Origin of the sequence: uncultured Ruthenibacterium sp., from assembly GCF_963558415.1 — a bacterium.
In the GTDB taxonomy this organism is placed as follows: domain Bacteria; phylum Bacillota; class Clostridia; order Oscillospirales; family Ruminococcaceae; genus Ruthenibacterium.
In genome coordinates, this window is the sequence record NZ_CAUWGY010000019.1 from 1 (window position 1) to 24,841 (window position 24,841).

General features: G+C 46.9%; 27 protein-coding genes. 17 read left to right on the forward strand and 10 right to left on the reverse strand.

The features are described 5' to 3' along the window. The 7 genes from AB5H98_RS05035 to AB5H98_RS05065 form a co-directional block, all read left to right on the forward strand. Window positions 1–435: NAD(P)-dependent oxidoreductase (locus tag AB5H98_RS05035; protein WP_367924832.1), on the forward strand; the 435-nt coding region annotated here is incomplete at its 5' end. A 4-nt stretch (window positions 436–439) separates the two neighbouring features. Next, a complete protein-coding gene (gene rfbB, locus AB5H98_RS05040) occupies window positions 440–1,498 on the forward strand; it encodes a dTDP-glucose 4,6-dehydratase (protein WP_367924833.1) in 1,059 nt (352 codons plus the stop codon). A 213-nt stretch (window positions 1,499–1,711) separates the two neighbouring features. Further along, on the forward strand, window positions 1,712–2,740 hold the full coding sequence (locus tag AB5H98_RS05045; RefSeq protein ID WP_367924834.1) for an ABC transporter ATP-binding protein: 1,029 nt from the start codon (window positions 1,712–1,714) through the stop codon (window positions 2,738–2,740). Next, window positions 2,724–3,587, forward strand: a complete 864-nt coding sequence (locus AB5H98_RS05050) for an ABC transporter permease (RefSeq protein ID WP_367924835.1) — start codon at window positions 2,724–2,726, stop codon at window positions 3,585–3,587. Before AB5H98_RS05045 ends, AB5H98_RS05050 begins: the two co-directional genes overlap by 17 nt. 19 nt (window positions 3,588–3,606) lie before the next feature. After that, a complete protein-coding gene (locus AB5H98_RS05055) occupies window positions 3,607–4,449 on the forward strand; it encodes a Gldg family protein (RefSeq protein ID WP_367924836.1) in 843 nt (280 codons plus the stop codon). Next, entirely contained in the window at window positions 4,442–5,020 is a 579-nt protein-coding gene (locus tag AB5H98_RS05060) for a hypothetical protein (protein ID WP_367924837.1), read from the forward strand. Before AB5H98_RS05055 ends, AB5H98_RS05060 begins: the two co-directional genes overlap by 8 nt. A 1-nt stretch (window position 5,021) precedes the next feature. After that, entirely contained in the window at window positions 5,022–6,044 is a 1,023-nt protein-coding gene (locus tag AB5H98_RS05065; RefSeq protein WP_367924838.1) for a DUF4340 domain-containing protein, read from the forward strand. A 68-nt stretch (window positions 6,045–6,112) separates the two neighbouring features. On the opposite strand, the gene AB5H98_RS05070 is transcribed toward AB5H98_RS05065, so the two are convergent. Next, a complete protein-coding gene (locus AB5H98_RS05070) occupies window positions 6,113–7,015 on the reverse strand; it encodes a LysR family transcriptional regulator (protein WP_367924839.1) in 903 nt (300 codons plus the stop codon). A gap of 128 nt (window positions 7,016–7,143) precedes the next feature. On the opposite strand from AB5H98_RS05070, the gene AB5H98_RS05075 reads away from it, so the two are divergent. The 3 genes from AB5H98_RS05075 to AB5H98_RS05085 are packed head-to-tail and all read left to right on the forward strand — an operon-like array spanning window position 7,144 to window position 8,791. Then, the gene (locus tag AB5H98_RS05075) at window positions 7,144–7,380 is read left to right on the forward strand and encodes a hypothetical protein (protein WP_367924840.1); all 237 of its coding nucleotides are present in this window, start codon (window positions 7,144–7,146) and stop codon (window positions 7,378–7,380) included. 18 nt (window positions 7,381–7,398) lie between these two features. Next, window positions 7,399–8,268, forward strand: a complete 870-nt coding sequence (locus tag AB5H98_RS05080) for a DUF3737 family protein (RefSeq protein ID WP_367924841.1) — start codon at window positions 7,399–7,401, stop codon at window positions 8,266–8,268. A gap of 10 nt (window positions 8,269–8,278) precedes the next feature. Beyond that, window positions 8,279–8,791 carry a cyclophilin-like fold protein gene (locus tag AB5H98_RS05085; RefSeq protein ID WP_367924842.1) on the forward strand — a complete coding sequence of 171 codons (513 nt, stop codon included), beginning with the start codon at window positions 8,279–8,281 and terminating at the stop codon, window positions 8,789–8,791. Between the two features lie 50 nt (window positions 8,792–8,841). On the opposite strand, the gene AB5H98_RS05090 is transcribed toward AB5H98_RS05085, so the two are convergent. Genes AB5H98_RS05090 through AB5H98_RS05100 form a run of 3 tightly spaced genes read right to left on the reverse strand, consistent with a single transcriptional unit; the run spans window position 8,842 to window position 11,404 of the window. Continuing rightward, complete coding sequence (locus tag AB5H98_RS05090) at window positions 8,842–9,393, reverse strand: Fe-S-containing hydro-lyase (protein ID WP_367924843.1); 552 nt, start codon at window positions 9,391–9,393, stop codon at window positions 8,842–8,844. Further along, a complete protein-coding gene (locus tag AB5H98_RS05095) occupies window positions 9,393–10,232 on the reverse strand; it encodes a fumarate hydratase (protein ID WP_367924844.1) in 840 nt (279 codons plus the stop codon). Before AB5H98_RS05095 ends, AB5H98_RS05090 begins: the two co-directional genes overlap by 1 nt. Beyond that, window positions 10,229–11,404 (reverse strand): NADP-dependent malic enzyme, encoded by a 1,176-nt coding sequence (locus AB5H98_RS05100; RefSeq protein ID WP_367924845.1) that lies wholly within the window; start codon window positions 11,402–11,404, stop codon window positions 10,229–10,231. The genes AB5H98_RS05095 and AB5H98_RS05100 overlap by 4 nt, the downstream gene beginning before the upstream one ends. 197 nt (window positions 11,405–11,601) lie before the next feature. On the opposite strand from AB5H98_RS05100, the gene AB5H98_RS05105 reads away from it, so the two are divergent. The 4 genes from AB5H98_RS05105 to AB5H98_RS05120 all read left to right on the forward strand — a co-directional run bounded on the left by AB5H98_RS05105 (window position 11,602) and on the right by AB5H98_RS05120 (window position 16,028). Continuing rightward, a complete protein-coding gene (locus AB5H98_RS05105) occupies window positions 11,602–12,750 on the forward strand; it encodes an FKBP-type peptidyl-prolyl cis-trans isomerase (RefSeq protein ID WP_367924846.1) in 1,149 nt (382 codons plus the stop codon). A 542-nt stretch (window positions 12,751–13,292) separates the two neighbouring features. Beyond that, window positions 13,293–14,279 (forward strand): ABC transporter substrate-binding protein, encoded by a 987-nt coding sequence (locus tag AB5H98_RS05110; RefSeq protein ID WP_367924847.1) that lies wholly within the window; start codon window positions 13,293–13,295, stop codon window positions 14,277–14,279. A gap of 64 nt (window positions 14,280–14,343) precedes the next feature. Further along, window positions 14,344–15,234 carry an ABC transporter permease gene (locus AB5H98_RS05115; RefSeq protein ID WP_367924848.1) on the forward strand — a complete coding sequence of 297 codons (891 nt, stop codon included), beginning with the start codon at window positions 14,344–14,346 and terminating at the stop codon, window positions 15,232–15,234. Further along, window positions 15,228–16,028, forward strand: a complete 801-nt coding sequence (locus AB5H98_RS05120; protein ID WP_367924849.1) for an ABC transporter ATP-binding protein — start codon at window positions 15,228–15,230, stop codon at window positions 16,026–16,028. The genes AB5H98_RS05115 and AB5H98_RS05120 overlap by 7 nt, the downstream gene beginning before the upstream one ends. 110 nt (window positions 16,029–16,138) lie before the next feature. Here AB5H98_RS05120 and AB5H98_RS05125 read toward each other — a convergent pair whose 3' ends face one another. Together AB5H98_RS05125 and AB5H98_RS05130 are read right to left on the reverse strand one after the other, a co-directional pair. Further along, window positions 16,139–16,861 carry a Bax inhibitor-1/YccA family protein gene (locus AB5H98_RS05125; protein WP_367924850.1) on the reverse strand — a complete coding sequence of 241 codons (723 nt, stop codon included), beginning with the start codon at window positions 16,859–16,861 and terminating at the stop codon, window positions 16,139–16,141. 61 nt (window positions 16,862–16,922) lie between these two features. Then, the gene (locus AB5H98_RS05130; protein ID WP_367924851.1) at window positions 16,923–17,768 is read right to left on the reverse strand and encodes an NAD(P)H-hydrate dehydratase; all 846 of its coding nucleotides are present in this window, start codon (window positions 17,766–17,768) and stop codon (window positions 16,923–16,925) included. A 79-nt stretch (window positions 17,769–17,847) separates the two neighbouring features. Here AB5H98_RS05130 and AB5H98_RS05135 point away from each other — a divergent pair, with 79 nt between their 5' ends. After that, window positions 17,848–18,555 (forward strand): NAD-dependent protein deacylase, encoded by a 708-nt coding sequence (locus AB5H98_RS05135; RefSeq protein ID WP_367924852.1) that lies wholly within the window; start codon window positions 17,848–17,850, stop codon window positions 18,553–18,555. A 38-nt stretch (window positions 18,556–18,593) separates the two neighbouring features. On the opposite strand, the gene AB5H98_RS05140 is transcribed toward AB5H98_RS05135, so the two are convergent. From AB5H98_RS05140 to AB5H98_RS05155, 4 genes are read right to left on the reverse strand one after another with little or no spacing between them, the layout of a single operon-like run. After that, the gene (locus AB5H98_RS05140; RefSeq protein WP_367924853.1) at window positions 18,594–19,679 is read right to left on the reverse strand and encodes a spermidine/putrescine ABC transporter substrate-binding protein; all 1,086 of its coding nucleotides are present in this window, start codon (window positions 19,677–19,679) and stop codon (window positions 18,594–18,596) included. Between the two features lie 22 nt (window positions 19,680–19,701). Continuing rightward, window positions 19,702–20,487: an ABC transporter permease gene (locus AB5H98_RS05145; protein WP_367924854.1), complete on the reverse strand. Its 786-nt coding sequence runs from the start codon at window positions 20,485–20,487 to the stop codon at window positions 19,702–19,704. Next, a complete protein-coding gene (locus AB5H98_RS05150; RefSeq protein WP_367924855.1) occupies window positions 20,484–21,335 on the reverse strand; it encodes an ABC transporter permease in 852 nt (283 codons plus the stop codon). Before AB5H98_RS05150 ends, AB5H98_RS05145 begins: the two co-directional genes overlap by 4 nt. Beyond that, window positions 21,332–22,411 (reverse strand): ABC transporter ATP-binding protein, encoded by a 1,080-nt coding sequence (locus AB5H98_RS05155; protein ID WP_367924856.1) that lies wholly within the window; start codon window positions 22,409–22,411, stop codon window positions 21,332–21,334. Before AB5H98_RS05155 ends, AB5H98_RS05150 begins: the two co-directional genes overlap by 4 nt. Before the next feature lie 270 nt (window positions 22,412–22,681). Here AB5H98_RS05155 and AB5H98_RS05160 point away from each other — a divergent pair, with 270 nt between their 5' ends. Further along, window positions 22,682–23,212: a hypothetical protein gene (locus tag AB5H98_RS05160; RefSeq protein WP_367924857.1), complete on the forward strand. Its 531-nt coding sequence runs from the start codon at window positions 22,682–22,684 to the stop codon at window positions 23,210–23,212. Next, the gene (locus AB5H98_RS05165) at window positions 23,205–24,839 is read left to right on the forward strand and encodes a phosphotransferase (protein WP_367924858.1); all 1,635 of its coding nucleotides are present in this window, start codon (window positions 23,205–23,207) and stop codon (window positions 24,837–24,839) included. The genes AB5H98_RS05160 and AB5H98_RS05165 overlap by 8 nt, the downstream gene beginning before the upstream one ends. The last annotated feature ends 2 nt before the right edge of the window (window positions 24,840–24,841 follow it).

Consider the following 24,841-nt stretch of genomic DNA (forward strand, 5'->3'; position numbering starts at 1 on the left):
TTCATCGTACGCACAGCATGGTTGTATGGCTATGTGGGTAAGAATTTTGTAAAAACTATTCGCGGCGCGGCCAAAAAATATGGCGCTGTAGAAGTGGTTAACGACCAGTTGGGCAATCCTACAAATGCAGAGGATTTGGCTTATCATCTTTTGAAACTGTGCGTTACACGTGAGTACGGAATTTATCATTGTACGGGTGAAGGCGTTTGTTCTTGGTATGATTTCACTTGTGAAATTCTGAGACTGGCAGGAGTAAATGCTGTGGTTACACCCTGTTCCAGTGCAGAGTATAAGGCAAAACATCCTGCTTCTACAAATCGACCTGCTTGGAGCGCACTGGAAAACCGGATGCTTGCCTGCACAGTGGGGAACGAAATGCGCTCTTGGCAAGATGCATTGAAGAGTTTCTTTGAAAATTGGAAACCGGAGGATTAACTTTATGAAAAAATATTTGATTACCGGCTGCGCCGGCTTTATCGGTTCAAATTTTGTGTATTACATGCTGAATAAGTATGAAGATATTCTGCTGGTCAATTTGGACAAATTGACCTATGCGGGTAATCTTGAAAACTTGAAAGGCGTAGAAGGCGACAAGCGTCATGTATTTGTGCAGGGCGATATCTGCGACCGGGCGTTGGTCACAAGTTTGTTTGAAAAGTATGATTTTGACTTTGTGATAAACTTTGCTGCGGAAAGTCATGTGGACCGTTCCATCACGAATCCCGAGATTTTTGTTGAGACAAACGTCTTGGGCACGGTGAATTTGTTGCAATGCGCTAAGAACGCATGGTACTGTGACGGCGCTTGGGCAGAAGGTAAAAAATATGTTCAGGTTTCCACCGATGAGGTATATGGTTCTTTGGGTGAAGATGGATACTTTATGGAGACTACTCCGTTGTGCCCGCATAGCCCTTACTCATCGTCTAAAGCAAGTGCGGATATGTTTGTTATGGCGTTCCATGACACGTATGGCATGCCGGTGAATATTACGCGCTGTTCCAATAACTATGGTCCCTATCAATTCCCGGAGAAATTGATTCCTCTCATGATCAACAACGTAAAGCATCACAAACAGCTTCCCGTGTATGGCGATGGTATGAATGTGCGTGACTGGTTGTATGTAGAGGATCACTGCAAGGCCATTGATATGGTGGCCAATGGCGGTCGCGTGGGTGAAGTATACAACGTAGGTGGTCATAACGAACGTCCGAATATTTTTATTGTTAAAACCATCATCCAGCAGTTGCATGAAAAATTGCAGGATGCTCAGATCAATGAAGATTTGATTAAATATGTGGCGGACCGTTTGGGACATGATCGTCGCTACGGCATTGATCCCACCAAAATCAAGAACGAGCTCGGCTGGTATCCGGAAACTCCGTTTGAGGTGGGAATCGTCAAAACGATTGATTGGTACTTGGATAACGAAGATTGGATGAATAATGTTACTTCTGGTAATTATCAGAAGTATTATGACGAAATGTATAAAAATAAGTGACTTTTATTTTGAAACAGGAAGAAGCGTATGCTTCTTCCTGTTTTTTTGTTTGTAAAGATTAAAAAAGTATAAAAAATGCGTAAAAGGGAGAAATAGGGAAATGGCTTTCACATTTTTATCAAATTTTTATCAGTTGTTTTTCAAACTTGAACCATACAATAAAATCATTCTGGGGTGTTTTGCGCCCCTGGTTCATGGAAAGGATGCGTTTGCATGATACAGGTGAAAGAGCTTACCAAGCGCTATGGTGACCATGTGGCAGTAGACCACTTGAGCTTTACCGTGGAAAAGGGCGAGATCTGCGGGTTGCTGGGACCGAATGGTGCAGGCAAGTCCACTACGATGAATATGATGACAGGTTATATTTCAGCGACCGAGGGTACGGCAGAAATCAATGGAAGCGATATCTTTGATGAGCCGAGAGCGGCGCGGGCCAAAATTGGTTATCTTCCTGAACAGCCACCGGTTTATCCGGATATGACTCCGTGGGAATATCTTTTGTTTGTGGCTCAGTTGAAAGGATTTGCAAAACCGGATCGGAAAGACCTTGTGAATCAGGCGATGGAACAGACGGGTGTAGTAGATGTAAAGAACCGTCTGATTAAAAATTTGTCCAAGGGGTATCGGCAAAGGGTAGGATTGGCTGGAGCGCTTTTGGGAAGCCCGGAAGTACTGATTTTGGATGAACCCACTGTGGGCCTCGATCCAAAACAAATCATTGAGATTCGTGAACTGATTCGCTCGCTGGCACAAAAGCATACCATTGTTTTGTCAAGTCATATTTTATCCGAAGTGGCCGCAGTGTGTGATAAAGTGTTGATTTTGAGTCATGGAAAACTCGTAGCATGTGATACGCCGGAAAATCTGGCTCAGCGCGCAGAGGGGCAGAATGTGTTGATCGTTACGGCGATTGGAAATGAGACATCGGTACGCAGCGTATTGGAAAGCGTAGCAGGCATCCGTGATATCGTGTTTGTTCCCTGTGAAGAGAAGGAAGCCGTTACGGCGCGAATAGGATATGATACAGGGCTGGATCTCCGCGCTCAAATTAGTGGGGCTTTGGCCACGGCTGGCTATGCAGTTCTGCGCATGCAAAATGAAGTTTTGAGCCTAGAGGATGTATTCCTTGAGTTGACTGGTGAAGAACAGAAAGCAGAGATTCCGGTCGAGTTTTCAGAAGGTGAGAACCTCGCACAGCAAAGTGATGAAGAAGGGGAGAAGAATCATGCTGGCGATTTATAAAAAGGATGTGCGCAGCGCCTTTCATGGCATGTCAGGCTGGGTTGTTTGTGCATTTGTAGTGTTTGTGATTGGCTTGTATTTTATGGCGCTTTGCCTGTCAGGTGGTTATGGTGAATTCAGCTATGTGTTGAATAATTCCATGTTTATGTTTTTGGTGGTAGTTCCTCTTTTGACCATGCGAAGCATGGTGGAGGAGCGGCGGCAAAAAACAGATCAACTTCTTTTGACCAGCCCGGTATCCATATCGGGAATCGTATGGGGAAAGTATTTGGCACTGCTTACGGTGTATGCAATTCCGTTGTTGGTTGCGGCAATTTGTCCACTGATCATGTCAGCGTTCGGCAGTATTTCGTTGATGCGCGCTTATGGAAGTTTATTAGCTTTCTTTTTGCTAGGCGCGGCAACACTTGCAATTGGACTGTTTATGAGCAGCCTGACGGAAAACCAAATCATCGCCGCGCTGTGTACATTTGGCACTTTGATTTTGGTCTATTTAATGCCTAGTATTGCTTCTTTAATCTCCAGCACGGCTTTTGCCAGCGTTGCAGCTTTTACATTGGTGGCGGCGGTGGCCTGTGTATTGGTGTTTCTGATGACAAAAAGTGTCGTGCTTTCAACGGGACTTTTTTGCTTAGTCGAATTGGTGCTTTTTTTGATGACTCGCTTTACGGATGTTCAGTTCGAAGGCAGTTTCGGAAAGATGTTGAATACACTGGCGTTGTTTGATCGTTTTACCACATTTGTGACGGGTGTATTTGATTTGACGGCGATTGTTTATTACATTTCCATTGCGCTGCTTTTTGTATTCCTGACAACACAGGGAATTGAAAAGCGGCGTTGGAGCTGACGGGAAGGGGCGTCATAACATGAAAGAAAAGTTGAAAAAGGCGCTCAACTCTCGTGCGATGAAAAATGGCGCTTATGCCAGCGTAATGTGTGCGCTGATGGTGGTGTTGGTGATTGTTGTCAATTTGTTTGTAGGCGCATTGCCAGAACGATATACGCAATGGGACCTAACTGATAACAGTGTGTACAGTTTATCAAATGAGACCGAAAAACTGTGTGAGAGCATCGATACGGATATCACACTGTACTATTTGGCGCGGACTGGTGGAGAGGATAGTCGCACGCTTTCTCTTTTGCATCAATATGAAGATTTGTCTTCTCACATCAAAGTGGTACAAAAGGATCCGGTGCTTTATCCCACTTTTGGCAATCAGTATGATGCGAGTGATGCATCTCTTGGCAGTGTGATCGTGGATGGTGGCGAACGCTACCGTGTGGTGGATTATACAGATTTGTATCAGCAGTCCATTAATTATGAAACCTATCAGTATGAAACTAGTTTCGATGGAGAAGGTCAAATTACGGCGGCACTGGCCTACGTAAACAGCGACGTTCTGCCTAAAATATACATCTTGCAGGGGCATGGTGAGAGTGGTATTTCCAGTTCTTTGAGCAGTGGCTTGACGCGTCAGAATATGGAGACCGCAACACTCAATCTCTTGACGGAAAATTCCGTCCCTGAGGACGCGGATGTCCTGCTTATTCATTCGCCTACCAAGGATCTTTCGGAAGATGAAACGAACAAAATTGTATCCTATTTGGACAATGGCGGTACTTTGTTGCTGGTCACAAATTATGGCGAATACAGTGACTTCAATTGCCAAGGCTTATGGGTTGACAGCACAGGAGGGAATTGTGATTGAGGGCGATGATGGCGCACATTTGAATCAGTATCCTTACTATATTCTTCCGACCATTATGAGCCATGATATTACAGCCCCGCTTTTAGAGGAAAACAGCAATGTGCTGGTTCCGTTTGCTCATGGTATTGCAATTGATGAAACACTGCCGGACAATGTTACCGCGCAGGCATTGCTCACCAGTTCTTCGCAAGCCTATTGTAAGGGAGATGCTTATGAAAGCAATTCTCTGGAAAAAAGTGATGGCGATTTGGATGGGCCTTTCAATTTGGCGGTAGCAGCCGAAAACAGCGAAACAGGGGCGAGATTGGTTTGGCTGCCCACAGGATATTTATTGGATGATGACACGGACAGTCTTGTTTCTGGCGCCAATTCGGATTTTGTGCTGAACAGTTTTGCCTGGCTGGCAAATTCGGAACAAAGTATTAGCATCCATGCCAAGGAATTGACCATGAGCACCATTACGGTGCCTTCCGATGTTGGAAATTTGCTGGGATTGGGAATCACGATTGTTCTTCCGATTGTTTTGATTATTGTGGGCGTAGTGATTTGGGTACGCCGGAGGAAACGGTAAGATGAAAAGAAATAAATGGTTACCGATGGTATTGGCTGTAGTTGCCATTGGAGTATTGGGTGGCGGCTATATGATCTTGGATCAAATGAGCCGCGAGGAAGACGAGGTGGAAACCGTAGCAGTACCAACGTTATCCGGAGAAATTGACTCGATTGAATACACCAGCGATACGGGAAAGGTGTCGCTGGTCAAAAATGGGGATGTGTGGCAATGGTCTGAGGATGCTGCATTTCCGTTAAGACAAGATTATCCTCAGGCGATGGCAAGCCAGGCACAGACCATTGAGGCGACCTCTCTGGTCCGAAGTGATGGACAGAATCTGTCAGATTATGGCTTGGACGATCCTGCGCAGTCGATTCTTTTGAGCAGCCAAGGCGATTCTATTACATGTCTGATAGGCGATTTGAACAGCTATACCGACGAATATTACATGATGCTCGAGGGTGAAAAAGAAATTTATACGGTTCCTTCTTCCTTCCCAACGACATTCAGTTACGGTTTGTATGATATGATCGAGATGGAGCAGTGGCCAGTGAGCACAGTAAGCAGTGTGAACTCTGTGACTGTGGAGAAATCGGATGGTTCCAGTTGGGAATTGACCGCTTCACAGGAAGACGATGAGGATTTATCCTATCAGGTGGATGGAAAAGAGGCCGACGATACATCTGCCCAGGAATATGTACGCAATATCACATATCTTACAGTGTCCCAGTGTGTCAATTACAAAGCGAGCGATTCAGAATTGACTACCTATGGTTTGGATTCACCAGAGGCCATATTGCGTATTCGTTACTCAGATAGTGCAGAAGATGACTCATCGGTAAGCGAGAATGAGGTGCAGGAGATAACACTTACGATTGGTGCTTCAAACGGAAATGACGGTTATTATGTACGCATCGGAGATTCTCAGGCAGTCAATGTGATGTCCGCTGAAGTATTGGACGAAATTCTTTCCAAAAATGCCGCGGATTTTGAACCTGCCGAAGAGACACAAAGCTCTTCTGGAGAACAAGCAAATTCGTAAGAACAATCGTTTATTAAAAGGAGCCATCCGGACAGATACACGTCCGGATGGCTCCTTTTTGCATAGAATTATTCATTGTGCAATGCTGTGCAGCATTCTTCCAGGGCATCCATGAATTTTTGTGCCGCCTTTGAAAAAGGTTGGTAGCGTTTCCAGATGACGGATGCTTCTGATTCTCGTTTTGGAAAAAGAGGGCGGAAACATAAGTTGCTATCGCCGCTAACATTGATCAATTTATCAAAACATAATGCGTATCCGATCCCTTCTTCTACCATCAAAGAAGCGTTGAATACGAGATTGTAGGTTGCAACGATGTTTAATTGATCGATATCACGATGAAACCATTTTGTCATTTCCCAATCACCATTTTTTTGTGCGGAAACAAGAAGTGGTTTATCCCAAAGATCGTCTGGTGTGATTTGTTCTTTTTGAGAAAGCTCGGAGTCTTTGCGCATCAAAACACCCCACGTGTCACGAATGGGAATTTTGATGGAATGATAAATTGTGGTATCAATGGGACCGTAGACAGCGCCGAGGTCAATGAGACCTCTGTCCAACTGTTCCATTACAAAGGCAGCATTTCCACTGAGAATATGGTAGTGAATGTCCGGGTACTTTTTGCGCAATTTACAGGCGGCCTGTGCAAATAGGCGGATGCTGTCGGATTCACCAACCCCAATGTAGACATCTCCCGCAATTGCTTCTTCGCAAACAGAAAGTTCTTTTTCTGTGATTTGGACAAGTCTCATAATTTCCTCTGCCCGTTTGCGTAGAAGCATTCCTTCTTCTGTTAAAATGACTTTTCGTGATCCTTTTGTACCTCTTAAAAGCAGTTGTTTGCCAACCTCGCGTTCCAATTCTTTTAGTTGAATTGAAAGAGCGGGTTGGGAAAGATGGAGCGATTTTGCCGCTGCAGAAATACTTTGTTCACGCGCAACAGCCAAAAAATATTGTAATACCCGCAATTCCATAAAAACACCTTTTGCATAGATTTTTTTTATATTATAACATAATAAATAAGTATTTGATATAGATGTTGTGCGGCATTATACTGATATTGGAAGATGGCAATAGAAGCATACACAAGGGAATGGTTTGTATGACAGGCAAAATGGATGCACAGGATTTAATTTTAAATTTAAAGGCTGCGGGATTTGATACTGTACAACTCAAAAAATTCCTTTTTATAAGGGAAGAAGGCACCCTGTTTCAGCAGCTTGAAATGCTGGCCAGCCAGAGGGAACATCTTCTCGAATGTGTTCATTGCTTTGAACAAAAAATTGATTGTTTGGATTATTTAGTATACCGGATCCAACAAGAAAATGGATCGGTCTGACGGATGGAGGAAAGCTTTATGAAAACGATTCAAAATCAGGTGTTTGACCAAGAACGTGCACTTTATGGAATGAATGATGTACGAGTAGAGGATTGTTCTTTTGACGGGCCTGCTGATGGCGAGAGTCCTTTCAAAGAAGGAAAGAATCTAGAAATAGAGAGGTGCTTTTTCAATCTTCGTTATCCTTTCTGGCACGATCACCATCTTGTGATCCGGAATAGTGAAATGACACAGCTTTGTCGGGCGGCAATTTGGTATTCACATGATATTGAAATTTCCGATACGAAATTGCATGGAATCAAAGCACTAAGAGAATGTCATGAGGTAAAAATGCAAAACTGCAACATTGTTTCTCCGGAATTTGGATGGTTTGTAGATGGCATACGGATGGAAAACAGTGAAGTGGAAAGCGAATATTTTATGCTGAAATCCAAAAAGTTGGATTTTAAAAATGTCAATCTCGACGGCAAATATGCATTTCAATACGTTGAAAATTCTACATTTGATCATTGCTGTTTTAATACAAAGGATGCACTTTGGCATGCCAAAAATGTTCATGTGCGCAACAGCGTGCTCAAAGGCGAATATCTTGCGTGGTATTGCGAGAACGTTACATTTGAAAATTGTACAATCATTGGAACGCAACCGCTGTGTTATTGCAAAGGACTTCGTCTGATTGACTGCAAAATGGAAGAAACCGATCTGGCTTTTGAAAAAAGTGATGTACAAGCCACACTTACAACACCAGTTGTAAGCATAAAAAATCCACGTTCAGGTTATATAGAAGTTCCATCCGTTGAGACCATCCTTATGGATGACCCGGATGCACAAGGAAAAGTAATTTTGAAATCCGCCCAAGCGGATTCCAGTTCGCTACATGCCATGTGAGGAAAAAACGATGAGAAGATGGGTTGGTCTTTTGGCAATTGCGCTTATGGGATGGGAGCTGGTAGCCTGTGGAACAGAGGAGAAAGGGGCGAACAGTGCAACACAGCCGATTTCTAGCTTTAGCAAAAGCGAGGAGGAGTCCACTATGGAGAAAGATGTTTTTTATATTCAGGTAAATGACACCGTGTTTACAGCAAAGTTTGAAGATCATTCTAGCGCGGAGGCTTTTAGAACATTGCTGGAGAGTGGTCCTTTGACCGTCTCGATGCGTGATTATGGCAATTTTGAAAAAGTTGGAGACCTTGGACAAAGTTTGCCACAAAATGACACCTCAATCACCACAGTGCCGGGAGATGTAATTTTATACCAGGGAGACTCCATTACAATTTATTACGATACAAATTCCTGGACATTTACAAGACTTGGCAGAATCCAGAATGTAACGAAAGAGGAACTTGTTGAAGCATTAGGCTCCGGTGATGTTACAGTCGTATTTTCGTTGGAAGATCCAAACGCAGAGTGAGAAAAAAGGCAGCCACGCATTTTTCGTGACTGCCTTTTTGCAAAATAGACCTAACGATTCCGATAAAGTTCTGGACCATCTTGGTACAAATCTTTCCCAAAAGAGTCCACAACTACGATTAAGGGCATATCCTCTACGACAAGACGTCGAATTGCCTCACTGCCCAAATCCTCGTAACAGATTAACTCCGCCTGCTTTACACATGCGGCAGCCAGTGCACCGGCGCCGCCAATAGCAGCAAAGTAAACAGACCCTGTTTCCTGTATGGCTGTGCAAACCGGTTGACTGCGAGATCCTTTTCCAATCATACCCCGCAATCCCATATGCAAAAGCGTAGGAGCATAGGCGTCCATTCGGCCGCTGGTAGTAGGTCCGCAGGAACCAATGATTTGACCGGGTCTGGCCGGAGTAGGGCCAGCATAGTAGATGACAGCATCGTTCAACTCGATGGGGAGAGGTTCTCCTTTGTCAACCAATTCACACAGACGCTTATGCGCAGCGTCCCGAGCGGTATAGATGACGCCGGATAATAATACTTGGTCGCCGGCATGGAGGGAACGCACCTTTTCTCTAGTAAGAGGCGTTGTAATTCGATGTTCCATTATAGAATCGCCTCCTTATGTCTTGTCACATGACACCCGATGTTCACTGCTACAGGCATTCCGGCGATATGTGTGGGGAAGGTTTCAATCTGAAGGCCCAATGCCGTTGTACGCCCTCCAAATCCTTGAGGCCCAATTCCCATTTCGTTGATGCGGTCCAGCAATTCACATTCCATCGCAGCATAGTAAGGGTCTGGATGGTGGCTTCCAATCGGGCGCAACAAGGCTTGCTTGGCAAGCAGCGCCGCCCTCTCAAAAGTGCCTCCGATTCCCACACCCACAACGATGGGGGGACATGGATTGGAGCCCGCGCAGCGGACTGTGTCCAGAACAAAATTCTTGACGCCTTCCTCTCCGTCCGAAGGTTTAAGCATAGCCAAGCGACTCATATTTTCCGACCCAAAACCTTTGGGAGCAACAGTGATTTTTACTTGATCGCCTGGAACCAGCCGTACGTGCAAAACCGCAGGGGTATTGTCTCCGGTATTTCCACGTCGTATGGGGTCTTTTACTACGCTTTTACGCAAGAATCCCTCGGTATATCCCTTCGCAACACCTGCATGGATCGCGGCCTCAAAGTCACCTTCAATGTGTACATCCTGGCCGACTTCACAGAATATGCAAGCCATCCCCGTATCTTGGCAGATTGGAAGATTGGTTTGCCGAGCGGCATCCAGATTTTTGCACAATGTGTTCAAGGTGCTTTGGGCCAGTGGCCAAGGTTCTAGTGCCGCTGCATGGCGCAAGGTCGTTTCCAGATCTGGGGGAAGAGTCTGGTTGGCTTCGATGCAAAGTTGTGCAACCGTATCTCTTATGTCCTGTGCAAGGATTGTTTTCAAAGCCGTGCCACCCCCGTTTCGCGTGCAGCCTTTGCCACCGCCTTGGCCACGGCATCCGCCACACGGGAATCAAAAGCGCCGGGAATAATGTATTCTTCATTGCGCTCATCATCTGTTACAAGGTCTGCAATTGCATGCGCAGCCGCTACTTTCATTGCAGTATTAATGTCTCGTGAACGCACCTGCAAGGCACCTTTAAACACGCCGGGAAAAGCCAATACATTGTTAATTTGATTGGCGTAATCACTACGCCCGGTTCCAATGACGCGCACGCCGGCTGTCTTTGCTTCTTCGGGTGTAATCTCCGGAACCGGGTTTGCCATGGCGAATACAATCGGATCTTTGGCCATTGTATGAATCATCTCCGGTTTCAATGCGCCGCCCACAGAAACACCAATAAAGACATCCGCGTCCACCAGCGCATCGGATAATGTTCCACGCATTCCGGTAAGGTTCGTAATATCGCACAACATGGCTTTATGGTCCGCAATTCCTACGCCACGCTCTTTGTATAAAATTCCATTTTCATCACAAGCAATTACATCTTTGACACCTGTGGCCAATAGCATTTTGATAATTGCCGTGCCGGCCGCTCCGGGACCGTTGACCACAACGCGTATGGAACCGATGTCCTTTCCAACCACACGCAGAGCGTTTAACAGGGCTGCGGTGACTACAATGGCAGTGCCGTGCTGGTCATCATGAAATACAGGGATGTCAAGTTCTTTTTCCAGCCTTTCCTCGATGGAAAAGCAGGCGGGAGAGGCAATATCCTCTAAATTGATACCGCCGAATACGGGCGCAATCAAGCGCACTGCTTCGATTACTTTTTCAGGATCCTGCGTATCTAAGCAGATGGGAAACGCGTCTACTCCTCCAAATTCTTTGAATAGAATCGCTTTGCCTTCCATTACCGGCTGTGATGCGGCCGCGCCAATGTTACCCAGGCCCAGTACGGCCGTTCCGTTGGATACCACTGCCACCAAATTTCCCTTGGAAGTGTAGGTGTATGCATCCGCGGGATTTTCGGCAATGGCGCGGCAGGGTTGTGCCACTCCGGGCGTATATGCGGTGGATAAGTCATCTCGCGTTTTTACGGGAACTTTGCTCACCACTTCAATTTTTCCTTGGTGCTGCGCATGCATCTCCAGCGCTTTTTTGTAATAATCCATATTGGTTCTCCCATCCCTTTTGATTTTTCGAATATTTCAATATAAGTATAACAAGACAGAGAAGGAGAGAAAAGAGAGATTCCATTTTTTATCGCATAAATTTTACAAAACCGCTATCTTTTCGGGGCAATAGTATGGTATGATAACAAAAGCGCATCCAATGAAAAAGCATCAGGAGCGCAATCAGGAGGCAGTAAATGAAAAAGTTGTTGAATTTCTCTTTGGTTCTAGCACTTTGTGCAGGAATGCTGGCAGGATGTACCGGTGCGGCTTCATCTTCTTCGTCCAGTTCTTCCTCATCCGCTTCGTCTGTGGCTTCGTCCAGCAGTGAATCTACCAGTGCTCCGGAAGTTGATTTTAGTGCCGGACTTACCGCCGATGGCTCCTTTGAGGGCATCACAGCTCTGGATTATGTAACGTTGCCAGAGGATTATGATCATATTAGTTTACCGGCCGATGTAACAACGGCTTCCGACGAGGACATCCAAACGAAGGTGGACTCTTTGTTGGCTGGATTTGCTACCTATGAGCAATTGACCGATGTAGAGGTAAAAGAAGGCGATACAGTCAATATTGACTATGTAGGCAGTGTGGATGGCGTTGAATTTGACGGTGGAAGCACACAGGGAAATGGCACCAATGTGGTGGCTGGATCGACCAACTATATTGATGACTTTTTGACACAGATCATTGGCCATAAGCCTGGAGAGACTTTCGATGTAAATGTCACGTTCCCTGACCCGTATGAAAACAATCCGGATTTGGCGGGAAAGGACGCTGTGTTCAAAACCACCATTAACTATGTGCAGGGTGAGGAAATTCAGCCGGAACTGACCGATGACTTTGTAAACGAAAATCTGAATTCCACTTACGGATGGACCACGGTGGAAGAGATGCGTGCAGGTATTGCAACGGACTTGATCGAGAGTCAACGTTCCAATTATGTGGCAGAGTATATTGTGGAAAATTCTCAAGTCAGTGATGTACCGGAAAGTGTCATAACATTTGTGAAGAATACGATTTCCAATACGTATCAAGTGATGGCCAGCCAATATGGAATGGATGTGAATGATTTGCTGTCCAGCATGGGCGTTGGTAGCTTGGACGAGCTTATGGAGTCAAATCAGGAGGATATTCGAGAAGAAGCTGAGCAACTGCTGATTCAGCAGGCCGTTGCAGAGAAGGCGGCTATTGAAGTAACCAAAGAGGACGTTATGTCTATGGCAGGTTTGACGGAAGAGACCTATCAGCAAGTTATGGAGGTCTATGGAGAACCCTATATGTATATGACAACGCGTACCAATTTGGCGGGCGAGTACTTGCTGGACAATACCGTAGAGGCTTAATATAAGGCGTCGGATGCGAATGAGAGAAGCATCCGACGCTTTTTTTCAGGATATAAATATTGTGTGTTAAGTAGAGCAAATCGGATTTTTTTAGCATGGCCCCTTGACAAATTTGAAAAAATAGAGTTTAATGCTATTAAACCAATGAGGCGGAGATAAAACCGGAGGCGCACGCAAAGAGAGCCCTGTTGCTGGAAAAGGGTCGAGAGCGAACCGGTAAATGGACCGCTGAGGGCGGAGTGAACCGGCTTGACCGAAGTAGCTTACGACGCGTGCTCGCGTTATAGGGCAGAGAGTGTGTTGGCACTCTCGCAAAGGGGTCGCCATAAATGGGCGGCAAGTAAGGTGGTACCGCAGGCTTTGATTTTCAAACGCTTGTCCTTGCACTTGGCAAGGATGAGCGTTTTTTATTTTGGTTTAATGCGTTGGAAGGGAGATGGGCGAACCGTGAAAAAACAGATAACAAGGCGATGGCGATGGTGTAAGAAACTCAGGACCGCCCATTTACTCATACATTAATAGAAAAAGAGGAGTTTTGCTTTATGAATTTAACGAAAAAATGTTTAGCCATCGCTTTGTCTGCGTTGTTTTCTTTGAGCTTATTGGTAGGGTGCACTGGTGAATCTGGGACAAGTGGTGTTTCAGCATCTGAGACGGAATACAAAGTAGGCCTGATTCAGTTAATGGAACATCCTTCACTGGATGAAATCCGTGTGGCAATTGAGGATGAATTAGCTGCGAAAGCAGAGGCAGAAGGATTCACCTACACCTATGATTATCAAAATGCACAAGGAGATACGGCGACCATTGCAAATATCTGCCAAAAATTTGTGGCCGATGATGTAGATGTGATTATAGCTATCGCAACACAGGCCGCTCAGGGGGCTGCTACGGCCGTAGAAGGAACGGATATCCCGGTAATCTTTAGTGCAGTAACGGATCCGGTGGCCGCGGGACTTGTGGAAAATACAGAGGCACCGGAAGGCAATATTACTGGTACATCCGATGCCATTCCGGTTTCTAAGATTTTTGATCTGGCCGCAGAGCTGACACCAGATGTGGAAAGTTTTGGCCTGATTTATAACACGAGCGAAATCAACAGTGTATCCGTGATTGAACAGACAAAAGAATATTTGGATTCAAAGGGAATTTCCTATGTGGAAAATGCAGTTACTGCCACGGGCGAGGTGCAGACGGCTGCCCAAAATTTGTTGAATAAGTGCGATGCTGTATTTGCCCCCATTGATAATACCGTGGCTTCGGCTATGCCGATTTTAGCGGAAGAAGCCATCAATGCCAAAAAGCCGGTTTATGTGGCTGCGGACAGTATGGTTGCTGATGGCGGACTGGCAACCGTAGGGGTCAACTATACCAATTTGGGTACCCAGACTGGGGATATGGTAGTGAAGGTCTTGACAGGAACAAGTGTGTCCGACATTCCGGTAGAAGTGTTAAAGGACAACGCTGTGGTAGTCAATGAGGAGACCGCTCAGGCCATTGGCGTAGACGTATCTCAATACGTGCAATAAATAAACTTCATTGCGCCGCTCTGAAAATGAGGGGCGCACATCTGTATCAAAGGAGCCGGAAAGAATGAGTATTCAAATTTTACTGACCAATACAGAGCAAGGTCTCATTTACAGCCTGGTGGCCCTTGGGTTGTATATTTCTTATCGTACATTGGATATTGCGGATTTAACTACAGACGGATCTTTTACCTTGGGCATTGCGTGCAGTGCGATTCTCACTTCTATGGGACATCCGATTTTGGGGCTTGGAGCTGCGCTCATTGCGGGAGCCATGGCGGGTGGTGTGACAGCAATTCTTCAGACAAAGCTGGGGGTACAGCCGATTTTAGCCGGAATTATTACTATGACGGGCTTGTACTCTATCAACTTAATGATTATGGGAAAATCGAATTTAACGTTGCTTCGTGTGGATACATTGTTCCGAGCGGCTGAGGAATTGATGCCTTACGGCACGTTGGTATTGGCGGGAATGTTTGCAGTTGTATGTGCAGTGCTGCTTGTTTTGTTTTTGCGCACTCAGTTGGGACTGTCTTTGCGTGCCACAGGAGACAATCGTGATATGGTGGCCGCTTCATCGATTAACCCAGCCTTTACTACTACGGTGGGACTTTGTATTGCCAATGCGCTAATCGCAGTTTCCGGCGGACTTTTGGCGCAGCAACAGGGGTATGGCGATCTGACGCTGGGTACTGGTATGGTGGTCATTGGATTAGCCAGCTTAGTCATTGGGGAAGTACTGGTAGGACGCGGCGGCATCGTGCGAGGCGTAGTAGGTGCATTGATCGGTTCCATCATTTACCGTGTGCTTACGGGAATTGCTCTTACCTCCAATCTGGGCGCCAGCAATCTAAAGCTCGTATCCGCAGTCATTGTGGCCGCGGCTATTTCATGGCCCGCTATCCGGGATAAAATTCTGTTTTACAAAAAACGCAAGGAGGCGGACAAAGAATGCTGACACTGAAGCATGTTTCCAAAACCTTCAATCCCGGCACTGTGAATGAGAAAAAGGCGCTGGAGGATTTATCTTTGCATCTTGCACCGGGAGATTTCGTCACCATCATCGGCGGAAATGGCGCGGGAAAATCTACATTGTTCAATGCTATTGCGGGTAGTTTTTTTGTGGACAGCGGCCACATTGTACTGGACGGTGAGGATATGACTTTCCGGCCGGAGTATAAGCGTTCCCGCTACATTGGACGTCTGTTTCAGGATCCGCTGAAGGGTACGGCTCCCCACATGACCATAGAGGAAAATATGGCTCTGGCTTATTTGCGTACTGCCAAAGCATCCAGTGCTTTCTCGACCATTACCAAAAAGGACCGGGATTATTTTGCCCAGCGTTTGGCCGCACTAGAGTTAGGGCTTGAAGATCGGCTCAAACAGCCGGTCGGCCTTCTTTCCGGCGGTCAGCGTCAGGCGTTGACGCTGCTGATGGCCACCTTGGTCACACCCAAATTGTTGTTGCTGGACGAGCACACTGCTGCATTGGACCCTGGTACAGCGGAAAAAGTGTTGGACCTGACGAAGAAAATTGTAGCCGAAAATCATATTACTTGCTTGATGATTACGCACAATATTTCATCGGCGTTGGAGTTGGGCAAGCGTACGATTATGATGGACAGTGGAAATATTGTCCTGGATATCTCAGGTGAGGAGCGTGCTCGGACCACTGTAGATGGACTTTTGGAAAAATTCCATACAAAAACGAACAAGGTATTGGACAACGACCGAATCTTGCTCAGTGAATAAAAAAGAGGTGCATGCCAATTGGCATGCACCTCTTTTGTTCACTGGGTCATCATCTTAGCTGTGAAAAAATCTAAGCGGCATGACCTGAGTCATACCGCTTAGAATGATTTTTATTTTCTCCGTGCAACAAGCCGCAAAATATAAAGGAACATGTTGATGAAATCCAAATATAACTGCAAGGCGCACATAATTGCACCTTTGTGTGCCATGTCCGGATCGTTGAGAGTCGCCGCGTGGTAACGTTTAATCATCTGAGTATCGTATGCGGTATACCCCATAAACACAGCTAGACCGATAAAGCAGACTACCTTATCAAACATTTCCATGGGAAGGAAAATGGCCAAGATCCAATATAATGCCAAGAAAATTACTCCTGCAAATAAAAAGGAACGAAGACCAGTTAAATCACGTTTGGTAAAATAGCCGTAAGCTGCCAGTACGCCGAAGTACAAAGCGGTTAGACCGAACACATACACCATTGTAGCCACGTTATATATTAAAAACAACGTGGAAAAAGTCAATCCGTTGAGGATGGCGTATACAAAGAACAACGCTGTAGCTCCGCCTGCACTCAATTTATGAAGTTTGGCTCCCAGTGAAATAACAGTAATGATTTCAGCAATAGCCAATATATAAGGCAAATAGGGAATGCTAACGCACAAAAGCCATGTGACACCGGTTAAATAACCCACGTACGCCGTGACAAAGGTCGCCAACAGGCCCAACCCCATCCAGCCAAAGGTTTTGGTAGTATAAGCGCTCAGTGGTTCTGCTGTGCTTCCGTCCATCCAATCCATTGGGGGCTCGTTAAACATGGAATTGTTTCTGTCCATGGAAAAACCTCTTTTCTTTATTCAATTTTGGGAACGTTTGGTTAGGTTCAGTATAGCATCGTTAACGGTCGTTTTCAAGGAAAATTGCGCACAAATCCGTTAGAATGTCCGAGGGAAGCATTCCCTGCATAGAAAGACGCTTGGCGCAGCGATCCGCCGCAAGGCCATGAAGATAAACACCACAAACTGCGGCTTGCCAGGGTTCTAGTCCTTGTGCGGCCAATCCAGCGATAATACCAGCGAGCAGATCTCCGCTTCCGCCGCGCGCAAGCCCGGCATTTCCTGTGTGGTTTTCGTACAGCTCTCCCCACGGTGTTGCCACCAGGGTGCGGTGGCCTTTCAAAATGGTAACAGCTCCGCTCTCGCGTGCAAAATTCAATGCCGTCCCGGCACGGTCGGCCTCGATTTCACGGATTGAACGCCCCGTCAGCCGGGCCATTTCACCCGGATGCGGTGTAACGATCAAACGACCGGATAGTCCCATCAAAAACAATTTATCGTTCGAAAGGCTGCATAAACCACCTGCATCCAAGATAACTGTACCAGTAGATGTCCCCAACGCAGTTTTCATCTCCAGCGCGGTGGCAGAGTCGGGCTCTTTTCCGCATCCTGCTACACATACAGTTGCTTTGGACGCAGCCAAAGCAAGCCCATCGTTATCAGGCAAAGAGAGATAAGTGGGTTCCAGCGCGTGCTGCGCTACGGTAGAAATTACCAGTTCATCAGCGGCAAGTGTTACCAAACCGGCCCCGGCACGAAGTGCACCGCATACACATAACACAGCCGCCCCGCGATATTTTGCACAGCCACATACCGCCAGTACTTTTCCGTAACTTCCCTTATGGCTTTCTGGAGACCGATGGGGAAGATTGCGAAACACTAGTTCATTTGTAATTTTTGTGGCCATTATAGTACGCTCCTTTGGGAGATTTATGTTATACTAAACATGTTTGATTTTAGTATAACATGAAAGGGGCAGTTCGCCAATGGATAGCGCGTTGAAAAAATGGGTGAACGAAAGCGATAACCTGGTATTTTTTGGCGGTGCAGGGGTTTCCTGCGAGAGCGGTATTCCCGATTTTCGAAGTACGGATGGCCTTTACCATCAGACTTGGAATCACTCGCCAGAAGAAATTCTGTCCCATCATTTCTTTTGGGAGAACACAGAAGAGTTCTATCGTTTTTACAGAGCAAAAATGTTGTATCCGGATGCACAGCCCAATGCCGCACATAGGATGCTGGCCCATTTGGAAGCACAGGGAAAGCTGCGGGTTGTAATTACCCAGAACATCGATGGATTACATCAGGCCGCAGGGAGCAGGAACGTATTGGAACTGCACGGAAGCGTCCACCGCAACCATTGTACAAAATGCGGCAAACCGTATGGGCTGGAGACGATTTTGTCAGGTGATGGAGTGCCGTACTGTACTTGCGGTGGCGTGATCAAGCCGGACGTGGTTTTATACGAGGAATCTCTGGATCAGCAGGTGCTGACAAAAGCAATGCGCGCCATTGCCCAGGCGGATGTACTGATCGTGGGCGGCACATCGCTGAATGTGTATCCGGCGGCCGGGCTGCTTCGGTATTTCGGCGGCCGGGCGCTGGTGGTCATCAACAAGACGCCCACCCCGGCCGATAAGGGGGCCACGCTGGTGTTGCAGGGTGAGATTGGCAAAATTCTGGGCGATGCTTAAAAAACAGCTCTGTGCATTGAGCACAGAGCTGTTTTTATTTATTGACCGCAGGCGGATTTGAATTCAGTCCATACCTGCATATGCGCCTCTTCCGCCTCAGCGGAAACCGGCTGAATCATTTCGATGTCATTCTCCTCCAAAAAGCCTTCGGGAAGCACCAAAAGTTCTTTGGTAGCCTCGTCAAACAGTTCCTCAGCCGCCTGGTTGGTGCAGTAGTATCCCATATACTCAAAGCACTGTTTGCCTACTTCTGGGTCCAGCAGATAGTTGATGAACTGATAAGCTGCATCTTTGTTGGGGGCGTTTACCGGAACAAACTGAGCCATCAGGCCGAAGCCGAGTCCTTCCGTGGGATAGGCAATTTCCAAATCGCTGCGGTTGATCTTGGCTAGATATGTCTGGCTGGTGTACATGACAGCCGCGGCCACTTCACCCGAAATTAGAAGGTCCTGCGTATTGGCATCTTGGATGGCGCGAATGTTGGGCGCCAGCTCCAACAGCTTTTCGCCGGCAGATTGAATCACAGCGGGATCCTCTACATTGTAGCTTTCACCCATCAGCTTCAAAGCCATGCCGTCAATGACGCGGTAGTTGCCGATAATGGCCAAGTTGTCAGCCAAAGAAGAATCCCACAGATCTTCGTAACTGGTGATTTCCTTGCCCACTAGAGCCGGGTCGTATACAATGGTCATCACGCCCGCGCCGTGGGGAACAGTGTATTTGTCTTCGGGGTCAAAAAACTGACCTTGATAGATGGGATTGACATTGCCTAAGTTGGGAATTTTGTCTTTGTCCAGCTCACTGACAAGACCTTCATCAATGGCAGTTTTGATAATGTAGTCGTCCGCAATTACTACATCGTAATCACCGCCTTTGGAAGTTTCCAGCCGAGATAACATAGTCTCGTCTGTGTCAAATGTGGAATAGTTTACCTTGATACCGGTCTCCTGAGTGAAGCCGTCCAGCACTTCCTGAGGAAACATCTCACCGAAAGCAAACAGGTTCAGTTCGCCGTTCGCAGCCGTGGAACCGGCTGTCGTGCTGGATGCGGAACCGCCGCTGCATCCAGCCAAAAGGGAGAGACATAATGCGCCGGCCAAAGCCAATGCAAAAAGTTTTTTCATAACAAACCTCCAAAACACAATTTTATCGGTGTTTGGAACGGCGGGGCCGTCCCAGCACCGCTGAAAGGGCAACCAGAAGAATCGTGGCGGCAAGCATCAGAGTGCACAGCGCGTTGATCTCCGGTGTCACACCCACTTTCAACTGAGAATAAATCAAAATGGGGAGAGTGTTCACATTCACACCTGTGACAAAAATGCTAATAATGACATCGTCAAAGCTCATGGCGAAGCTCAAAAGCATACCTGAGGCGATGGCCGGCGCCAACAGGGGAAGGGTCACGTCGAAAAAGGCGCGTGCATCCCCGGCACCTAAATCTCGTGCGGCCTCCACGAGACTGGGATCCATGCCTACCAGCCGGGCCTTCACCAGCATGTAAACATAAGGAATGCAGAAAACAGTATGGGACAAAATCAGTGTGGTCATGCCGAAGGGCAGACCCAACAGAGAAAAGAAGGCCATAAATACCATGCCCAGAATAATTTCCGGAATCATGATGGGCAGCATGGAAAGGTACTCTACAGGCCCCTTACTGCGGGCACGGATGCGCGAGAAACCGACTGCACCCAAGGTGCCGATGATGGCTGCGTTTACACTGGCGCATACGCCTAGAAAAATGCTGTTGAGCAGTGCTTGGAAAATGGCTTCATCCTGGAACAGCATCTGATACCATTTCAGAGAAAAGCCACTCCACACACTGGTAAGTTTATTTTCATTGAAAGAATAAATCGCGACCAAAACAATCGGCAGATAAAAAATCACGGTGACAATGCCAAGAAACAGATTGGGCAGGAAGGTGCGGTTTTTCATAGCAATCCCTCCAGTTCATCTGAATGGGTCACGCGTTTGTATACAGCAATCATCAGTGTGGTCATGACCATTAATGCTACACTCAGAGCAGCGGCAAAAGGCCAGTTGTGCGCTTTCATCAACTGATCCTGAATGAGACTGCCCACGAGCACTACTTTATTGCCGCCCAGAATATCTGCGATAAAGAACAGTCCCATGGAGGGGATGAAAGTTAGAATCACACCGGATAAAAGACCGGGCAGCGTCAATTTCAATGTCACCGTATAGAAAGCCTGCCAAGGGGAAGCACCCAAATCACGTGCGGCCTCCACCAGGCTCCAGTCCATTTTTTCCGCACTGGAGTACACAGCAAAAATCATAAATTGCAGCAATGCATATACCATGCCAACTACCACGGCAGGATAAGTATACAGAAGCTTGAGCGGAGTTTGAGTGAGCCCCAAACCCATCAAAAGTTTGTCCAGAGTGCCATTGGCTCGGAAAATAATAATCCAACCATACATTCGAATAAGAGAAGATGTCCAAAATGGGATCATCAACAGCATCATCATACGTTTTTTCCACACGGGAGACAGTTTGGCCATAAAATAGCCGAAGGGATACCCGATGGCCACAATGAACAGCGTACTGGTGATGGCCAGTTTGAACGACTCGGCAAAAGTCTGTAAATAGACCGGATGAAAAATGTTTTTGTAGTTGTCCAGGGTGAACTGGTTTACAACGCCCCACACTTCTGCACGCGTCTGAAAGCTGAGCACTACCATATAAATCATAGGGCCAAGTACAAACAACAAAGTGAATAAGTACAGAGGTACCACAGTCAGCCACAGTTTGGAATGCTTTTTCATACATTTTCCTCCACGTCTACAGGAACCGCGTGAGATGGATTCCAAGTTACGTGTACCTGGTCACCGGACTCTACGTCCATGTCGATGCCGTGGCGGCTGGCCACCAACTCCGTGCCATCCGCAAGTGTGAGGGAAATACGAAGCATGCCACCTGCAAAACTTTTTTCTTTCACCGTTGCAGGAAGTCCGCATGCATCTGGCTCTGCTGTAAACTCAAGTTGTTCACTTCGAACCGCCACAGATAATGTTTGCCCCGGAAGGTAAGTGTGGTTTTGATCCATAGCACCGGCACATCCACCGGCACAAGCGATATGCACCACTCCGTTTACCTGTTCTGTAACTTGACCGGTCAATACATTGGCTGTGCCTACAAATCGGGCCACGTAACTTGTACGAGGACGATCGTATACATCAGACGGAGTTCCAATCTGTTCAAATCGTCCGTCACGCATGACAGCGATACGATCTGACATGTTGAGTGCTTCTTCCTGGTCATGGGTGATATAAATAAAGGTCAGACCCAACTGTTTTTGCAAAGCTTTCAGTTCCAGTTGCATTTGACGACGAAGCTGAAGATCCAGTGCACCCAATGGTTCATCCAGTAAAAGGACGCTGGGTTTATTGACCAATGCGCGGGCAATCGCCACTCGTTGACGCTGTCCACCGGAGAGTTCCGACGGCATACGTTTTTCGTATCCCTTTAATTGAACCAGCTCCAAGGCCTGTTCCACTTCCCGGCGGATGTTGTCTTTATCCGTCCGCTTCAATTTTAGGCTGTATCCGATGTTGGCCGCCACGGTCATGTGGGGAAATAACGCGTAGTTTTGGAACACGGTGTTTACATCGCGCTTATTGGGTTCGGTATCCGTTACATCCTTTCCGGAAAGAATGACCTTTCCGCTGTCGGGAGTTTCCAGACCGGCAATGATACGCAACGTAGTAGTTTTACCGCAGCCAGAAGACCCTAGAAGTGTGACGAATTCGCCTTTCTGCACTTCTAAGTCGATGCCGCGAAGCACCTGTGTATCTCCGAAGCGTTTGGTAATATTTTGCAATGCAAGAATTGTTTCGCTCATAGATTTCCTCTCTTGCTCATTTGTCAGAAAGCGGTTAATATTTTCTATTAGTTAGTATATCAAAAAAATTCCGGAAGAGCACGCCTTTTCCTGCTGAAAAATGGGGGGCAATCGGGGTGTTTTTTTGTGTAACAATACAAATGGAGTGAACTTTGCGCGTGCATAGGCAAGGTATCTGTACGAAAAAGACTATTTTTTGAAGGGTATTTGTGATAAAATAACAACCAAGTAATCAAAGCAGGTAAACACTCGCTGAGAGGAGAATGCTGTGTGGAGAATTTGTTGATTTTAGGCGCAGGTGGCTATGGCCGTACAGTGGCGGAAACAGCGTCGTTTTCCTTCGATCATATTGCTTTTCTGGATGACAGTCAAACGGGTGAAAATATTCTCGGTATCTGTGGGCAGTATGAAACGTTCCTCAGCAAATTTCCCTATGCGTATCCCGCTTTTGGAAATAATGAATTGCGTGCGGCTTGGCTGAAAAGGTTGACGTTGGCGGGCTTTTTTGTGCCAGCTTTGGTGCATCCGCGTGCCTATGTCAGTCCGTCGGCGGTGTTGGAACCTGGGGCTGTGGTGTTGCCGATGGGGTGTGTCGGTACGCGGACAGTGGTACACACCGGCGCTATCATCAACATGGGAGCCATTGCGGACCACGATTGTGATATTGGTGCTTATTGTCATTTGGCACCTGGTGCGGTGGTAAAGGCAGGAAATGTATTGCCTGCTCGTACAAAAGTGGAGTCGGGCTGTGTATTTGGTCTTCCGGCGCAGCCCAAACAAGGAGGCCCAGTACATGTCTAAATTGTTGATTCTCGGTGCAGGTGGTCTGGGGCGCATGGTAGGCGAAGTGGCTGCTGCCCAGGGATGTTGGGATACCATTTCTTTTTTGGACGATGCGGTCCATACTTGTGACGTAGTAGGTCGATGTGTAGATTATCTTTCATTAAAAGGAGAGTATTCCCAGGCCATCGCTGCGTTTGGCGACAATCGTCTGCGCCTTTCTTGGACGGAAAAACTATTGGAGGCTGGATATAATGTCCCTTGTGTGATCCATCCGACTGCAATCGTTAGCCCTTCTGTAACCATGGGCGCGGGATGCCTGATTCTGCATGGGGCGATTATTAATACAAATGCGAATCTGGGAAAAGCTTGCTTAGTAAATAGCGGGGCTTTGGTGGACCATGACAACCGGTTAGAAGACGGTGTGCACATCAATCTGCATGCTACCATCAAGGCTTGGTGTCATTTGGAGCAGTGCAGCCGAACGGAAGCAGGGGAGATTGTATATTCTACCCGGCGCAGCATTCTGGGGGTGGAGGACCGCAATCTGGAGGACGCGCTGTTTGCTTTCAAGTTGGGCGAGGTAGCCAGCTATGTGAAGCCTTTTGGTTCTGGTCATATTAACGATACCTATGCGGTGTATCTGGGCGAGGGCGCAGGCACTTTGAGCTATGTGATTCAGCGCATCAACACCGAGGTGTTTAAAAAGCCCCAGGAAGTGATGGAAAATATTTTCGGCGTTACGGAGTATCTGCGCGCCCGTATCTTGGCAAGGGGCGGCGACGCGGACCGGGAAACGCTCAACTATATTAAAACAAAGACAGGCGCGCCTTATTTTGAGGATGCGGACGGTGGTCCGTGGCGTTGTTACAATTATATTCCAGATTCGGTGTGCATAGAAAGTGTACGCACACCGAAAGACTTTTACAACTCAGGCAAAAGCTTCGGTGGCTTTTTGCGGGAGCTGGAAAATTATCCGGCGGATACCTTGCACGAGACCATCGAAAAATTTCATGATACGCGTAAGCGTTTGCATGATTTTGAAACGGCACTGGAACGGGATGTGCGCAACCGGGCGCGTACCTGCAAAAAGGAAACAAATTTTGTTCAGACACACGCAGGGGATTGTTCAGTGCTGATGGATCTTCTGGAACAAGGGCATTTGCCTTTACGAGTCACTCATAATGATACAAAACTGAATAATATTTTGTTCGATAAGGATACGGGACAAGGTCTTTGTGTGATTGATTTGGACACGATTATGCCAGGTTTGGCACTGAATGATTATGGCGATTCCATTCGCTTTGGGGCGTCTACCGCACGGGAAGACGAGCCGGATTTGGATAAGGTCCATTTTGATTTGGAGCTGTTTGAGGCCTATACAAAAGGATATCTGGAAGCGGCTGGCAGCGCCTTGACGGAAACCGAAAAAGAGTACCTGCCTTGGGGTGCAAAAATGATGACTTTGGAATGTGGAATTCGGTTTTTGACGGACTATTTGCAGGGAGACACTTATTTTAAAGTTACGCATCCCAAGCACAATTTGGAGCGGGCGCGTACACAATTCAAACTTGTTTCTGAAATGGAGGCCCATTGGGATGAAATGGGTGCCATTGTGAGAAAATACAGCAAGACAGAGGGGAAATAAAC

Coding starts and splice junctions, on each gene's coding strand:
- rfbB (WP_367924833.1), top strand. CDS start 440: ATGAAAAAATATTTGATTACCGGCTGCGCCGGCTTTATCGGTTCAAAT.
- AB5H98_RS05045 (WP_367924834.1), top strand. CDS start 1,712: ATGATACAGGTGAAAGAGCTTACCAAGCGCTATGGTGACCATGTGGCA.
- AB5H98_RS05050 (WP_367924835.1), top strand. CDS start 2,724: ATGCTGGCGATTTATAAAAAGGATGTGCGCAGCGCCTTTCATGGCATG.
- AB5H98_RS05055 (WP_367924836.1), top strand. CDS start 3,607: ATGAAAGAAAAGTTGAAAAAGGCGCTCAACTCTCGTGCGATGAAAAAT.
- AB5H98_RS05065 (WP_367924838.1), top strand. CDS start 5,022: ATGAAAAGAAATAAATGGTTACCGATGGTATTGGCTGTAGTTGCCATT.
- AB5H98_RS05070 (WP_367924839.1), bottom strand. CDS start 7,015: ATGGAATTGCGGGTATTACAATATTTTTTGGCTGTTGCGCGTGAACAA.
- AB5H98_RS05075 (WP_367924840.1), top strand. CDS start 7,144: ATGACAGGCAAAATGGATGCACAGGATTTAATTTTAAATTTAAAGGCT.
- AB5H98_RS05080 (WP_367924841.1), top strand. CDS start 7,399: ATGAAAACGATTCAAAATCAGGTGTTTGACCAAGAACGTGCACTTTAT.
- AB5H98_RS05085 (WP_367924842.1), top strand. CDS start 8,279: ATGAGAAGATGGGTTGGTCTTTTGGCAATTGCGCTTATGGGATGGGAG.
- AB5H98_RS05090 (WP_367924843.1), bottom strand. CDS start 9,393: ATGGAACATCGAATTACAACGCCTCTTACTAGAGAAAAGGTGCGTTCC.
- AB5H98_RS05100 (WP_367924845.1), bottom strand. CDS start 11,404: ATGGATTATTACAAAAAAGCGCTGGAGATGCATGCGCAGCACCAAGGA.
- AB5H98_RS05105 (WP_367924846.1), top strand. CDS start 11,602: ATGAAAAAGTTGTTGAATTTCTCTTTGGTTCTAGCACTTTGTGCAGGA.
- AB5H98_RS05110 (WP_367924847.1), top strand. CDS start 13,293: ATGAATTTAACGAAAAAATGTTTAGCCATCGCTTTGTCTGCGTTGTTT.
- AB5H98_RS05115 (WP_367924848.1), top strand. CDS start 14,344: ATGAGTATTCAAATTTTACTGACCAATACAGAGCAAGGTCTCATTTAC.
- AB5H98_RS05120 (WP_367924849.1), top strand. CDS start 15,228: ATGCTGACACTGAAGCATGTTTCCAAAACCTTCAATCCCGGCACTGTG.
- AB5H98_RS05125 (WP_367924850.1), bottom strand. CDS start 16,861: ATGGACAGAAACAATTCCATGTTTAACGAGCCCCCAATGGATTGGATG.
- AB5H98_RS05130 (WP_367924851.1), bottom strand. CDS start 17,768: ATGGCCACAAAAATTACAAATGAACTAGTGTTTCGCAATCTTCCCCAT.
- AB5H98_RS05135 (WP_367924852.1), top strand. CDS start 17,848: ATGGATAGCGCGTTGAAAAAATGGGTGAACGAAAGCGATAACCTGGTA.
- AB5H98_RS05140 (WP_367924853.1), bottom strand. CDS start 19,679: ATGAAAAAACTTTTTGCATTGGCTTTGGCCGGCGCATTATGTCTCTCC.
- AB5H98_RS05145 (WP_367924854.1), bottom strand. CDS start 20,487: ATGAAAAACCGCACCTTCCTGCCCAATCTGTTTCTTGGCATTGTCACC.
- AB5H98_RS05150 (WP_367924855.1), bottom strand. CDS start 21,335: ATGAAAAAGCATTCCAAACTGTGGCTGACTGTGGTACCTCTGTACTTA.
- AB5H98_RS05155 (WP_367924856.1), bottom strand. CDS start 22,411: ATGAGCGAAACAATTCTTGCATTGCAAAATATTACCAAACGCTTCGGA.
- AB5H98_RS05165 (WP_367924858.1), top strand. CDS start 23,205: ATGTCTAAATTGTTGATTCTCGGTGCAGGTGGTCTGGGGCGCATGGTA.